The organism is Gottfriedia sp. NPDC057948 (assembly GCF_042887255.1).
Lineage (GTDB): Bacteria > Bacillota > Bacilli > Bacillales > Bacillaceae_G > Gottfriedia.
On record NZ_JBHVPN010000002.1, the window covers coordinates 532621 to 546714 of the forward strand.

The window sequence follows — 14094 nt, forward strand, 5'->3', positions numbered from 1 at the left end:
AGATAATAAATAAAATTTTATTAATTTGAACTTTTTGTTTATTGCGAAAAATAAGAATTTATCATATAGTGGAAGAAGAGGGCTCATTGATAATGGATTGGTTTATCCAGAAAGTGAATGAGTATTCATTCAAGATATGAGGAGGAGAAATGCATATGATCCAAAAAATTAAAAAAGCCGCTGTACTCGGCTCTGGTGTGATGGGATCTGGTATCGCTGCACACTTGGCAAACATAGGTATTCCAACATTACTACTTGATATTGTCCCAAGAGAACTATCTGAGGAAGATGCTGCAAAAGGTCTTTCTACTGACTCCAAAGAATTTCGTAATCGCTTTAGTCAAACGGCTATTCAGAAATTATTAAAACAAAAGCCAGCTCCTCTTGCATCTAAGAAAAACTTAACGTTAATTCAAGCAGGTAACTTTGAAGATGACATGAGTCGTTTAAGCGAAGTTGACTGGATTATTGAAGTAGTTGTTGAAAATTTAGCAATTAAAAAACAAGTATTAGCTAGGGTTGATGCATACCGCAAACCAGGCTCAATCGTGAGCTCAAATACATCTGGTATTTCAATTGAAGCAATGTCTGAAGACTGTTCAGATGACTTCAAGAAACATTTCTTAGGCACTCACTTTTTTAACCCACCACGTTATTTAAAATTATTAGAAGTTATTCCTACTAAACATACATCTGAAGAAGTACTTACATTTATGAAAAGTTTTGGAGAAGACGTTTTAGGTAAAGGCGTTGTATTAGCAAAAGATACTCCAAACTTTATTGGAAACCGTATCGGAACTTACGGATTACTTGTAACTGTACAAGAAATGCTAAAAGGCGGATACAGTGTTGGAGAAGTTGATTCTATTACTGGTCCGATGATTGGACGCCCTTCTAGTGCTACATTCCGTACATTGGACGTAGTTGGATTAGATACATTTATCCATGTTGCAAACAATGTTTATGAGCTAGTAGAAGGCGAAGAGAAAGAAGTATTTAAAGTTCCAGAATTTATGAAGGAAATGGCTAATCGTAATTGGCTTGGAAGTAAGTCTGGGCAAGGATTCTTCCTAAAGCAAGGTAAAGAAATCTTAGAATTAGATCCAAGTACATTTGAATATGGAGAAAGAAAAAGTCTAAAAACGGCTTCGACTGAAAGCATTAAACAAGTTAAAGGCTTAGCGAATAAGTTGAAAGCGCTTGTATACGCTGATGATCGAGCAGGTAATTTCTTATGGAGCATTATTAGCCCGGTAATAGTCTATTCAGCTGAATTGTCTGGTGAAATTTCTGATAACATCGTCGGAATTGACCAAGCAATGAAGTGGGGATTTGGCTGGGATTTAGGACCATTTGAAATTTGGGATGCAATTGGTGTATCTAAATCAGTTGTACGAATGGAAAGCGAAGGCCTAACTGTACCGAATTGGGTTAAGAATATGATCGATAGTGGTAACGAAACATTTTATAAGCAAGACAATGGAGTTACTAGTTTCTATCATAATGGACAATTTGAAGAGCTAGTAAGAAACGAAAAAGAAGTTAAATTAAGTGTTTTAAAAGAACAGGGTCGTATTATTAAACAAAATTCAGGTGCGAGTTTAATTGACCTTGGAGATGGAGTTGCATGTTTAGAATTCCATACAAAGAGCAATGCAATTGGTATGGATATTACGCAAATGATTAACTTCGCAGTTGACGAAGTTTCAAAGAATTATAAAGGTTTAGTAATTGGTAACCAAGCTAAAAACTTCTGTGTTGGTGCTAATTTAGCAATGATTTTAATGGAAGCGCAAGATGACAACTATTTTGAGATTGAAATGGTTGTTAAAGGATTCCAACAAGCAATGATGAAAATTAAGTACTCAGATAAACCTGTAGTTGTAGCTCCTTACGGTATGACACTAGGTGGCGGTACTGAAATTTGTTTACCAGCTGCTAGCGTAGTTGCCACTTCTGAAACTTATATGGGCTTAGTAGAAGTTGGAGTAGGCTTAATCCCAGGTGGGGGCGGTAGTAAAGAGCTTTACATTAAACAATTAAAACAGTTCCCAGAAGGTGTAGAGTTTGACTTGCAAGGTCTTGCAAATCGAGTATTTGAAACAGTTGCAATGGCGAAAGTATCGACTTCTGCTCAAGAAGCATTTGAAAATGGATTCTTAAATCATGATGATCGCAAAGTATTTAATGCAGATCACTTAATTTATGAAGCAAAACAACGAGTACTTGAGTTATATGAAGCAGGTTATAGCGCTCCGATTCGTGAAAAAGTACCAGTAGTTGGTGAGTCTGGTTATGCAACTTTATTAGCTGGTGCAAACTCAATGTACTATTCTGGCTATATTAGTGAACATGATTTAACTATTGCTAAGAAATTAGCGTATGTAATTGCAGGTGGAAAAGTACCATTCGGAACGTTAGTAGACGAAGAGTATTTATTAAATATTGAACGTGAAGCATTTTTAAGTTTAATTTCTGAAATGAAATCTCAAGCTCGTATGCAACACATGCTTGTAAAAGGAAAACCGTTACGTAATTAATTGGAGATGGAGGGAAGAACATGAGAGAAGCTGTTATTGTAGCGGGTGCGAGAACACCTGTAGGTAAAGCGAAAAAAGGATCACTAGCAACAGTTCGTCCAGATGATTTAGGGGCATTAGTTGTAAAAGAAACATTAAAGCGTGCGGGAAATTACGATGGTCCAATCGATGATATTATTTTTGGTTGCTCTTCGCCGGAAGCTGAGCAAGGATTCAACATGGCGCGTAATATTGGGGCACTAGCTGGATTATCGCATTCAGTTCCAGGAATTACAGTGAACCGTTATTGTTCTTCAGGTCTACAAAGTATTGCTTATGCAAGTGAACGAATTATGTTAGGCCATTCTGAAGCTATTATTGCAGGCGGAGCAGAATCTATGAGTTTACTTCCAATGGGAGGGCATGTTGCTCGTTTAAATAGTAGATTAGTAGAAAATGCACCAGAGTATTATATGGGCATGGGGCATACTGCTGAGCAGGTTGCCAATCGTTATGGTATTTCAAGAGAAGATCAAGATGCTTTTGCGGTGCGTAGTCATCAGCGCGCTGCAGCGGCTATTAAAGAAGGGCGTTTTGTAGACGAAATCGTTCCAGTTGATGTAACGCTACGTTCGGTTAACGCAAACAATAAATTAGAAGAAAAGAATTTTACGTTCTCTCAAGATGAGGGTGTTCGTGAAGGTACTTCTTCTGAAGTATTAGCTAAATTAAGACCAGCATTTAATGTGAGAGGTTCAGTAACGGCTGGTAACTCTTCGCAAACAAGTGACGGGGCAGCAGCAGTATTAGTAATGGATCGTGAAAAAGCAGAAGCTGAAGGACTAAGTCCATTATTAAAATTCCGTTCATTTGCAGTAGCTGGCGTAGCTCCAGAAGTAATGGGAATTGGACCTGTAGAAGCAATTCCAAAAGCTCTTAAATTAGCAGGATTAAGCTTATCAGACATTGGAATATTTGAATTAAATGAAGCATTCGCTTCTCAATCAATTCAAATTATTCGTCACTTAGGTCTTGATGAGACCCGAGTAAACGTAAACGGTGGCGCGATTGCATTAGGGCATCCACTAGGTTGTACTGGTACTAAACTAACTTTATCTTTATTACATGAGATGAAGCGTCGTGGAGAACAGTTCGGGATCGTAACGATGTGCGTAGGTGGCGGAATGGGTGCTGCCGGAGTATTTGAATTAGTCTAATAAATGGACGTAAATAGATTGGTAGAATCATGTCTTCAAACAAGTAAATAGAAAATAGGAGGAATTTACGATGGAAAAAACAATCGGTAACTTACTTAAAGGCGGAAGCTTTTTAACAACAGAAGTGACTTTTGATAAAGTTTTTACACCAGAGGATTTTTCAGATGAGCATAAATTAATTGCAAAAACAACTGAAGATTTTGTAGTTAATGAAGTTTTACCTGAATTAGAATATTTAGAGCAACACGAATTTGATCGTACTGTAAGATTATTAAAACAAGCTGGTGAGCTAGGATTATTAGCTGCAGATGTGCCAGAAGAGTATGGTGGAATCGCACTAGATAAAATTAGCTCAGCATTAATTACAGAAAAAATTTCACGTGGTGGTGGATTCTCACTTTCTCAAGGAGCGCACGTAGGGATCGGTACACTTCCAATCGTATTATTTGGAAATCATGATCAAAAGCAACGCTATTTACCAGGATTAGCATCAGGTGAGAAATTTGCAGCTTATGCATTAACTGAGCCAGGTTCAGGGTCAGATGCATTAGGAGCAAAAACTGTTGCTAAATTAAATGCTGAAGGAACTCACTACATTTTAAATGGTGAGAAACAATGGATAACAAACTCTGCATTTGCAGATGTATTTGTTGTATATGCAAAAATTGATGGGGAGCACTTCTCAGCATTTATCGTTGAGAGAGATTATGAAGGTGTTTCGACTGGTCCAGAAGAAAAGAAAATGGGGATTAAATCATCTTCAACTCGTACATTAATATTAGAAGATGTAAAAGTTCCTGTAGAAAACCTTTTAGGTGAAATTGGAAAAGGTCATGTTATTGCATTTAATATTTTAAATATTGGTCGTTATAAATTAGCTGTAGGTACAGTTGGTGGATCAAAACGTGCTTTAGAATTATCTGCAACGTATGCTAACCAACGCCAACAATTCAAAACACCAATTGCAAAATTTAGTTTAATTCAAGAAAAATTAGCAAATATGGCTACAAAAATTTATGCAAGTGAAAGTTCAGCATATCGTACTGTAGGACTTTTTGAGGATCGCTTTAGTCAATTAACTGAAGAACAAGCAAAAGATCCAAAAGCAGTAGCAGCTGCTGTAGCAGAGTATGCAATTGAATGTTCATTAAATAAATTCTTCTGTTCAGAAGTATTAGACTATGTAGCTGACGAAGGAGTACAAATCCACGGTGGTTATGGCTTCATGGCTGAATATGAAATTGAGCGTATTTACCGTGATTCTCGTATTAACCGAATTTTTGAAGGAACAAACGAAATTAATCGTTTAATTGTACCAAGCACTTACCTTCGAAAAGCAATGAGCGGAGAGCTTCCATTACTTCAACAAGCTCAACAAATTCAAGAAGAGTTAATGATGTTAATGCCTGAAGAAGTTGGAGACGCTCCTTTAGAGCAAGAAAAATATTTAGTACGTAATGCGAAAAAAATCGCAATCATGATCGCTGGTTTAGCAGTTCAAAAATTTGGTAAAGGATTAAGCACAGAACAAGAGATTCTAGTAAATATTGCAGATATCGTAAGTAATATTTACGCAATGGAATCCACAGTTCTACGTACTGAAAAAGCCATCAATAAAGTAGGCTTAGAAAAATCAAACCAAAAATTACTTTATACTCAAGTTTTCTGCCAAGAAGCATTTAATGAAATCGAAGCTCATGCGAAAGAAACACTTGTTGCTGTGGAGTCTGGTGATACATTAAGAATGATGACTTCAGCACTTCGTAAGTTTACACGTCATACGCCAATTAATGTCATTGCGAAGAAACGTGAAATTGCAGCAAATGTATTAGATGAAGAACGTTATACTGTATAAAATTAAAAAACTGCCGATCTGTTGATTGGCAGTTTTTTTCTCTTATTATTGAAAAAACTAGCAAGATTAAGTTAATAACTGAATAAATTTCTTTTCATGTTCAATGTTAATTTGAGACTTAAACTTCCAGTACATTTGAAGACATTGTTTAAATCTCTGTAAGTGTTTGAATTCATAAGCTTTATTCGCTACATCTAAAAGTTCATGAAGGACTTCATCAAACTTATCTTGTGCGCAATAATACAAAGCAAGGGCATAACGATAATGTAAATATTGATCTAAACTAATATTAATCTCTTCAAAAATATGTTGGAAGCGTTTACTAGATTTTAGGCATCTATTATACGTCCTGATTTTACAAACCCTTCTAGTATATATGGTAAACCTATATGATAATCCTGAACGGTATTTCTGTTTTCAATCCAAGAAAGAAACTGATCCAAACAATCATATTGTCCAAATTCTATATATGTGATATAACGATTTCCTATTGCATACTCTTTATGGATTTTACTAGCCTTAGCAGATCGGTCAGCAAGTTCTAATACTTCATCTAAAATACCACCCAACTAAATTAGTGCAAACCCTTGGTATGCGAGAGCTCTTCCATAGTAATATACTTCTCTGGCTGTGAGCTCTAATTTCTTTGCATAATACATTGTCTTGTCCCATTGATTATTCTCGTAATACACTTGTGTTATCCATTTATAAGTTAATATTTGGAAATCGTGTGGCATATATGGCAAGTGCTTTAGAGCTAATGTTATAGCTTGTTCCTTTTCTTCAGTACCCCTTACCAAATAAAATTTCCTAAAATAGCTAATGGCAACCTGCTCAGAAAAATGATTTGGCATGCTTTCAATAATAATCTCATATAAGCACAACGATTCTTTCTCTTTACCATCCTTAAAAAGTGCTTCTGCAACAGTAAAAACATGATCTAAATTTTTTGTAAGAATAGGCTTCGATCTTTCTTCCAATAATGTATCTAATAATTGCTGAAGCGGTTCCTCGAATCCTTTTGCAGCACAAGTATATAAAAATGGTTCACTTCTTCGTTTATTTAAAAATCCATTTTCAAGAAAACACTCAGCTACATAATACATATAAAATGTATCTTCAACCAACTCGAAAGCTTTTGTTAATGAATCTAAATTGTGTAACGACAGAGATTGTTTGCTATTTAAAATTCTACTTATTTCACTTAAATGAAGACCGGACTTTTTGGATAGCATTGTCTTATTCAAATTATTCTCTTGCATTTGGCGTAAGATTTTGTTAAGTAACTTACTATTCACTTTCGTTTCCTTCTTTCTTTTAGTATGATTTAAATCATTTTATATAAAGGAATCCAAATATTATTAGTCTGTGAATGTACCTAATGCTTTATTTTACTAAAATTTTATATAAATTCTCAATATTCTGACGTAAAGAAAGTTTAGGGAATTAAAATACAATTGTGAAGATAGTGCTAGAACCAAAATGATCGGTCAGTCTTCCTTTAAAATGAACAATTTTATCTTCATTTATTATTTATAAAAGTTTAAAGGATATTTTTTCCATAAATTGTGCCATACTAGTAAATGCTGAGAAAAGTTTAATTCTTCAGTAGAAAATATTTAGAAAAAACTTTATATCAAAAAAATAATCTGATTTTCGATTCGAAAACACCATAAACACGAACATTATACTAGTTTGAGTGAGTGAATGTTGTTATAATGTTGTTGTGCGACAATTTATTACAGAATTTTCGAACGGAACTATTTTAACTCGTATATTCCCTGTGATAAAATAGAATATGGGAGGAGTTGCTAAAATGAGTATCATTTTTTATACATATCCAAAATGTGGAACTTGTCGAAAAGCCGCTTCTTGGCTTAAGGAACATAATGTTCAGGTTGAAGCAATTGATATTACATTAAATCCACCTTCAAAGGAGTTACTTGCTGATCTTTATAAAGCAAGCGGAATTTCTATAAATAAATTATTTAATACAAGTGGCGTTAAATATCGCGAGCTTGGATTGAAGGATGTTATTCCAACAAAAACTGAGGACGAGCTATTAGAACTTTTAAGCTCAGATGGTAAGTTAATCAAAAGACCTCTACTTTTTAATGGAGATCAGGCGACAGTTGGTTTTAATGAGGAAGTATTTGAAAAGGTTTGGTTATAAAAATAACTATAAAATTTTAGGTAATTAATCAGAGGAGGATTTCACAATGTCAATTCCAAATGAACTACGTTATTCAGAAGAACATGAGTGGGTAAAAGTTGAAGGTAACAAATACTATATCGGTATTACTCATTTTGCTCAATCAGAACTTGGAGATATCGTATTTGTTGAGCTACCAGAAGTAGGCGATGAACTTACTATTAATGAGCCATTCGGTAGCGTTGAGTCTGTAAAAACAGTATCTGAACTATATGCTCCAATCAGTGGTAAAGTAATCGAAGTAAACTCTGATCTAGATGAAAACCCTGAATTCGTAAACGAATCTCCATACGAAAAAGCATGGATGGTAGTTGTTGAAGCTACAAACGCTTCTCAACTTGATGAGTTAATGACTGCTGGTCAATACGAAGAAATGATTAATCAAGACTAATTATCTAAAATTAAGCGTCCAAATTGGGCGCTTTTTTATTTTATGTGTATAATAAATGTAATAAAGCTTAACTTATTTACATAAAACATAATTTAAAGGGACATTTTCATTTAGGTAAAAAAAGGAAACAACAAAAGGGAAATCGAATATACTATATACAAAAGATTTTTAGTCAAAAGTTTTTGAGTCCTATACATTAGGTGATGCCCAGTGAATATTGAAGATCAAAGAAAAGTTATCATTGTCGAAGGTACTACTGATAAGAGAAAGATACAGACGATTATAAAGGAGCCTGTAGATATTATCTGTACGAATGGTACAGTTGGTACTTCAAAGCTAGATGAGCTTGCTGAAATGTTAGATTTAAGAGAAATTTATGTGTTAGTAGATGCAGATGAGGCTGGTGAAAAGCTTAGAAGACTGTTAAAAAGAGAATTTCCACAGGCAGAGCATCTGTACATTGATAGAAGTTATCGAGAAGTGGCAACAGCTCCGAGTCAACATTTAGCTAGTGTATTATTAGGGGCGGATATTTTAGTATTTACAGATTATTTACGTACAAATTAAAGAGGATTAAAGATCATGCAGCAATGGACAAAGAATGAAATAATGCAAAGAATTCAATCAAAAGAGACGACAGTTATTTATATTTATACCGCAATGTGTGGTACATGCCAAGTAGCTTCTAAAATGCTAGAAATTGTAAATGAGATTCTGCCAAATTTACCTATAAGCAAGGTGAATATTAATGAAATAGTGGAAGAAGCTCAAAACTGGAAGGTTGAAAGTGTACCTTGTTTACTTATTTTTGAAAATGGGGAAATGAAACAAAAAATCTACGCTTTCCAGTCAGTACCATATTTACATGAATTGTTAAAAAAATATAATTTATATATTAAACGATGAGTGCATACTGAATGTTGCACTCTTTTTATTTGGCTTAAAATATTTCCTGATATTAGACATATTTCTCGGGAAATGAGTTGAATGCTGTAGAAATAAAATTAAAATATAGATTTTTATCAAAGTAAATGTCGAGCGAAATATAAAGAATACACCTCTTATCTATGAGAAAATAAGATTAAAGAATCCAAGAAGAGGTGTTTATTATGGAAATCAAGGAGTGGATTGGACAAGCTAGAAACTTATTTATAAAAAAAGAATATTTACAAATTATTTTGCCCATCGAAGAAAGAATTGTAGAATTTAACTGTCTAAATGAAAAATTATTTATAAAGTTAAGTAAAAAGGCTCCTTTTATAGAGATAATTGATCGTTCGATTCCGCAACTTAGAGTTAATTTTTCGAAAGATGGATGGGAATATTTAAATTCAGGTTCGCAAAGATTAGGACTTTTATTAAAACTGAAAGATGCTTCTTTTGAAGGGAACTATCGATTATTACTACTAATGGAAACGATTTTTCAATATACAAGTGTTGAAAACGAAAAAAAACTTTTAGAAAATTGTTGACAACTAGTGTCTAACTTTGTAGAATTGGACTTACGTTAAAGAAATTACGTTAAACAACTTAATAGATCGTAAGATTACTCTTATCGAGAGAGGTGGAGGGACTGTGCCCTATGAAACCCAGCAACCGTCAATGAGATCGTCATTGAAATGGTGCTAATTCCTGCAAAGCATGTGCTTTGAGAGATGAGAGAAAGGAATACTTTTTGTATGTTAAACCTTTCTGCTCATATGAGTTGAAAGGTTTTTTTATTTTTACGAGACTAAAAAAGTACTTACTTACAAAAAATTGAAAGATGAGTTGTTAGAATGTTTTGAAAGGAGAACGAATGTATGATTCAAATAAATAATGTAAGTAAAATATACAAAGGTAAAAAGGGCACAGTTACCGCAGTACAAAATGTTTCGTTAACTATTGAAGCAGGTGAAATCTTTGGCATGATCGGATATAGCGGCGCAGGGAAAAGTACGCTATTACGTATGCTAAATGGGCTTGAGACACCTACATCAGGTGAAGTGGTTATTAATGGTCAATCGATTTCGAAATGTTCATCTAGTCAATTAAGAAAAGCAAGACAGAAAATAGGAATGATTTTTCAACATTTTAATTTATTGTGGTCCAGAACAGTATTAGAAAATATACTTTTCCCACTTGAAATTGCTAAAGTTTCAAGAAAGGAAAGCATTGATCGTGCGAAAGAATTAATCAAACTTGTAGGTCTTGAAGGTAGAGAGAATGCTTATCCTTCTGAACTTAGTGGAGGTCAAAAGCAACGCGTTGGAATTGCAAGAGCACTTGCTAATAACCCAGATGTTCTTTTATGCGATGAAGCGACTTCTGCATTAGATCCAGAGACAACAGATTCAATATTAGCTTTACTGACAAATATTAATAAACAGCTAGGTATTACAATTATCCTGATTACTCATGAAATGCATGTTATACAAAAGATATGCCAACGAGTAGCTGTAATGGAAAACGGAAATGTAGTAGAAGAAGGCCATGTTGTTGATGTATTTACTCGTCCTAAACAAGCAATTACAAAGAAATTTGTAACGCAAATCAAAGGCAATGATGAAGACAGTGAAGTAATTTCTGAAGGTGATGGGAAGGATAATACTTACAAGCTAACCTTTAAAAATGGTCAAGCAGATCAGCCGCATATATCTGAGGTTGTTAAGCACTTTGATATAGAGATTAACATTTTACAAGGAAAAATTGTTCAAACTGCTGAAGGCTCTTATGGGACAATGAAGATTCAACTTGTTGGAGACATAAATAACATCAAAGAAGCAATTGCTTACTTAGAATCAAAACAAGTTGAAGTGGAGGTAGCATAAGATGACACAACTTTTTCCGAATGTTGATTGGGATGCAATGCTTTTAGCTACTCAAGAAACATTATTCATGACAGTAATAGCTGCGCTTGCAACGTTCATTTTTGGACTAATAATAGGTTTATTCTTATTTTTAACTAGTAAAGACCAGTTACTTGAAAATAAATTTTTTAATACAATCCTAGCAGCGTTTGTAAATATTTTTCGTTCAATACCGTTTATCATTTTAATTATTTTATTAATTCCATTTACGATCTTTATACTTGGCTCTATGCTTGGAGCAAAAGCAGCATTACCTGCATTAATTATTGGTGCTGCACCATTCTATGCAAGGATGGTCGAAATCGGATTACGTGAAATTGATAAAGGTGTAATCGAAGCTGCAAGAGCAATGGGAGCTAGTACCTTTACAATCATCCTAAAAGTATTAATTCCAGAAGCATTACCAGCAATTATTTCAGGCTTAACTGTTACTACAATCGCAATTGTTGGTTATACAGCAATGGCTGGTGTAGTAGGTGGTGGTGGACTTGGTAACTTAGCATTTATGGAAGGATACCAACGTTCTAATAACCAAGTAACGCTTGTTGCGACAGTAATTATTTTATTAATCGTATTCATTCTTCAATTTATTGGTGATTTAGTAACAACAAAAATAGATAAAAGAGCTTAATCATATAAGGGAGGAACTAACAATGAAATTCAAAAAAATCGTAGGAATTTTAGGAGCAGGTGTTTTAGCATTATCTTTAGCAGCATGTAATAAAGGCGGAGAAGATAAAAATAAAGAATTAGTGGTTGGTGCATCAAACGTACCTCACGCAGTTATTTTAGAACAAGCTAAACCGATCCTTAAAAAAGAAGGAATTAACTTAAAAATTGTTAAATTCCAAGATTATGTATTACCAAATAAAGCACTAGCTTCAAAAGAATTAGATGCAAACTATTTCCAACACATTCCATATTTAGAATCTCAAATGAAAGAAAATGGTTATAAATTTGAAAACGCTGGTGGAATCCACATCGAGCCGATCGGAGTTTACTCTAAAAAATATAAGAGCTTAGATGAACTACCAGATGGAGCTAAAATTATCATGAGTAGCTCAGTAGCTGACCATGGTCGTATGTTAAGCCTATTACAACAAGAAGGTTTAATTAAACTTAAAGCTGGAATTGATCAAACTACAGCTCAAATTAAAGACATTGCTGAGAATCCAAAACACTTAAAATTCCAAGCTGATGTAGATGCTGGAATGCTTCCAAAAGTTTATCAAAACAATGAAGGCGATGCAGTGTTAATTAACACAAACTACGCGATTGATGCTGGATTAAACCCAATGAAGGATGCTATTGCTTTAGAAGGTAAAGAATCTCCATATGTAAACATTATCGCTGTTCGTAAAGGTGACAAAGATAAAAAAGAAATCAAAGAACTTGTAAAAGTATTACACTCTAAAGAAATTCAAGATTTCATCATTAAAAAATATAAAGGTGCAGTAGTACCTGTAAGTCAATAATATGAAAAGAGAGGGTATCCCAGTTGTAACTTTTATGGGAACCCTCTTTTTTATAAAAACTAGTAACTGCAATTAAATTTAGAGATTCGCAAATAAAGTAGAAAATTACCTATACTAGTAAAGGTATTACGCCCTTAAAGTTGTAGAGACTTTTATGTGAAAGTTTAGTAAATACGCTCAGATCTTTCTGAATCGAATAAAAAACTACTAATTATTTATAAAAAGACCGATTACAAACAACAAATGAACGAAAATACTTCCGACACAAAAGTACTTGTAATTAAATAATAAGAAAGGGGTGTACATAAGTCAGTGAATCTAACTTATGAAACAACCCTTTTTATTTTTAATTCTTCACAAGGATTTGATTTACAGGTGAGATTGGTGGTCGTTCAGCCATAATCTCAATAATATTTTTAGCTGCTATTTCTGACATAGCTTCACGAGTTTCATATGTTGCATTTCCGATATGAGGTGTTAATACAACATTTGTAAGTGATTTTAGTTCTTCTGTTATTTTTGGTTCGAATTCAAATACATCTAGAGCAGCACCTGCAATAACACCTTCTTTTAATGCGTCTACTAATTCTTGTTCGTTTGCTAAAGGGCCTCTAGCTGCATTGATAAAAAACGCAGTATCTTTCATCTTGTAAAACTCTTCTTTTCCAAATAAATGGTGTAGCTCGGGTTTGTAAGGACAATGAAGGGTAATATAGTCAGAAGTCTGTAAAAGTTCATCCATTGATCCGTATGTGGCATTTAATTCTTGTTCGAGTTTAGTACTTAATCTTCTTGGTTGATGATAAATAATATTCATATTAAACGCCTTAGCTCGTTTGGCTACTGCTTGCCCGATATTTCCAAAACCGAAAATACCTAAAGTTTTTCCTGATACTTCTGTTCCTCTAAAGAATAATGGAGCCCACCCTTCAAAACCTTTTGTACGGCAAAGTTCGTCTCCTTCGATTATTCTTCTCGAAACAGCTAAGAGAATTCCAAAAGTTAGCTCTGCAGTTGCGTCTGTAGAAACGAGAGGAGTGTTTGTAACATGGATCCCCTTACTAGTTGCATAATCTACATCGATATTATTAAATCCTGCTCCGTAGTTAGCAATAATTTTTACATTTTTAGCAGCATCAATTACTCTTTTTGTGATTGGTGTGGATAGTAAACTTAAAATTGCATCTACCCCACCAACAAGCTCACACAATTCATCTTCTGTAATTAATTGCTCATTTTCATAAACAATGACATGATGATCTTTTAATAATTCCTCTGCCTTTTCTGGGATTTTTCCCGCTACCAAGATATGTGCCAAATTAGAAACCTTCTTTCAACAGTTTAATAAATGAATAATAACGTTTTTATTATAAATGAAGTTTCAAGTTTTTGTTTAATTTAGTATCTGGCAATTTAAAGAATATATTTATTTTTAAGGTCTATCAGCAACATAAAAAAGCAGACACAAGTCTGCTTTTTTATCAGAGTGTTGAAATATAAAATCGTCAATAGGGGAAACGAACTTTAAGTGAACATTTTATAATGATAAAATTAGCATTTTTTGATCTTTAAATGG

General features: G+C 33.9%; 14 protein-coding genes and 1 riboswitch. Of the genes, 11 read left to right on the forward strand and 3 right to left on the reverse strand.

Going from position 1 to position 14094, the window contains the following annotated elements; translation table 11 throughout:
- Positions 1 to 158 precede the first annotated feature (158 nt).
- From ACFVRR_RS06470 to ACFVRR_RS06480, 3 genes are all read left to right on the forward strand, one after another.
- A complete protein-coding gene (locus ACFVRR_RS06470; protein ID WP_387326074.1) occupies positions 159 to 2540 on the forward strand; it encodes a 3-hydroxyacyl-CoA dehydrogenase/enoyl-CoA hydratase family protein in 2382 nt (793 codons plus the stop codon).
- 20 nt (positions 2541 to 2560) lie between these two features.
- On the forward strand, positions 2561 to 3736 hold the full coding sequence (locus ACFVRR_RS06475) for an acetyl-CoA C-acetyltransferase (protein WP_387326015.1): 1176 nt from the start codon (positions 2561 to 2563) through the stop codon (positions 3734 to 3736).
- A gap of 70 nt (positions 3737 to 3806) precedes the next feature.
- Positions 3807 to 5591 (forward strand): acyl-CoA dehydrogenase family protein, encoded by a 1785-nt coding sequence (locus tag ACFVRR_RS06480; RefSeq protein ID WP_098565772.1) that lies wholly within the window; start codon positions 3807 to 3809, stop codon positions 5589 to 5591.
- Positions 5592 to 5920: 329 nt separating this feature from the next.
- Here ACFVRR_RS06480 and ACFVRR_RS06485 read toward each other — a convergent pair whose 3' ends face one another.
- Positions 5921 to 6160, reverse strand: a complete 240-nt coding sequence (locus ACFVRR_RS06485; RefSeq protein ID WP_387326017.1) for a hypothetical protein — start codon at positions 6158 to 6160, stop codon at positions 5921 to 5923.
- On the reverse strand, positions 6161 to 6889 hold the full coding sequence (locus tag ACFVRR_RS06490; protein ID WP_387326019.1) for a helix-turn-helix domain-containing protein: 729 nt from the start codon (positions 6887 to 6889) through the stop codon (positions 6161 to 6163). It lies immediately after the preceding gene.
- Between the two features lie 518 nt (positions 6890 to 7407).
- Between ACFVRR_RS06490 and ACFVRR_RS06495 the strand changes: the two genes are divergently transcribed.
- The 8 genes from ACFVRR_RS06495 to metQ all read left to right on the forward strand — a co-directional run bounded on the left by ACFVRR_RS06495 (position 7408) and on the right by metQ (position 12518).
- Positions 7408 to 7764 carry an arsenate reductase family protein gene (locus ACFVRR_RS06495; RefSeq protein ID WP_387326021.1) on the forward strand — a complete coding sequence of 119 codons (357 nt, stop codon included), beginning with the start codon at positions 7408 to 7410 and terminating at the stop codon, positions 7762 to 7764.
- A gap of 46 nt (positions 7765 to 7810) precedes the next feature.
- Positions 7811 to 8194 carry a glycine cleavage system protein GcvH gene (gene gcvH / locus ACFVRR_RS06500; protein WP_098428612.1) on the forward strand — a complete coding sequence of 128 codons (384 nt, stop codon included), beginning with the start codon at positions 7811 to 7813 and terminating at the stop codon, positions 8192 to 8194.
- Between the two features lie 216 nt (positions 8195 to 8410).
- Positions 8411 to 8761, forward strand: a complete 351-nt coding sequence (locus ACFVRR_RS06505) for a ribonuclease M5 (protein WP_088014517.1) — start codon at positions 8411 to 8413, stop codon at positions 8759 to 8761.
- A gap of 15 nt (positions 8762 to 8776) precedes the next feature.
- Positions 8777 to 9100 carry a thioredoxin family protein gene (locus ACFVRR_RS06510; protein WP_097976300.1) on the forward strand — a complete coding sequence of 108 codons (324 nt, stop codon included), beginning with the start codon at positions 8777 to 8779 and terminating at the stop codon, positions 9098 to 9100.
- 203 nt (positions 9101 to 9303) lie between these two features.
- A complete protein-coding gene (locus ACFVRR_RS06515; protein WP_097976302.1) occupies positions 9304 to 9666 on the forward strand; it encodes a hypothetical protein in 363 nt (120 codons plus the stop codon).
- A 77-nt stretch (positions 9667 to 9743) separates the two neighbouring features.
- Positions 9744 to 9856: riboswitch (SAM riboswitch) on the forward strand.
- 140 nt (positions 9857 to 9996) lie between these two features.
- On the forward strand, positions 9997 to 11004 hold the full coding sequence (locus ACFVRR_RS06520) for a methionine ABC transporter ATP-binding protein (protein WP_387326025.1): 1008 nt from the start codon (positions 9997 to 9999) through the stop codon (positions 11002 to 11004).
- 1 nt (position 11005) lies between these two features.
- On the forward strand, positions 11006 to 11674 hold the full coding sequence (locus ACFVRR_RS06525; protein ID WP_331224681.1) for a methionine ABC transporter permease: 669 nt from the start codon (positions 11006 to 11008) through the stop codon (positions 11672 to 11674).
- A gap of 22 nt (positions 11675 to 11696) precedes the next feature.
- Positions 11697 to 12518 carry a methionine ABC transporter substrate-binding lipoprotein MetQ gene (gene metQ / locus ACFVRR_RS06530; protein ID WP_387326028.1) on the forward strand — a complete coding sequence of 274 codons (822 nt, stop codon included), beginning with the start codon at positions 11697 to 11699 and terminating at the stop codon, positions 12516 to 12518.
- Positions 12519 to 12864: 346 nt separating this feature from the next.
- Here the strand turns inward: metQ and ACFVRR_RS06535 are convergent, their stop codons facing one another.
- Positions 12865 to 13836 (reverse strand): 2-hydroxyacid dehydrogenase family protein, encoded by a 972-nt coding sequence (locus ACFVRR_RS06535; RefSeq protein ID WP_387326031.1) that lies wholly within the window; start codon positions 13834 to 13836, stop codon positions 12865 to 12867.
- Positions 13837 to 14094 lie beyond the last annotated feature (258 nt).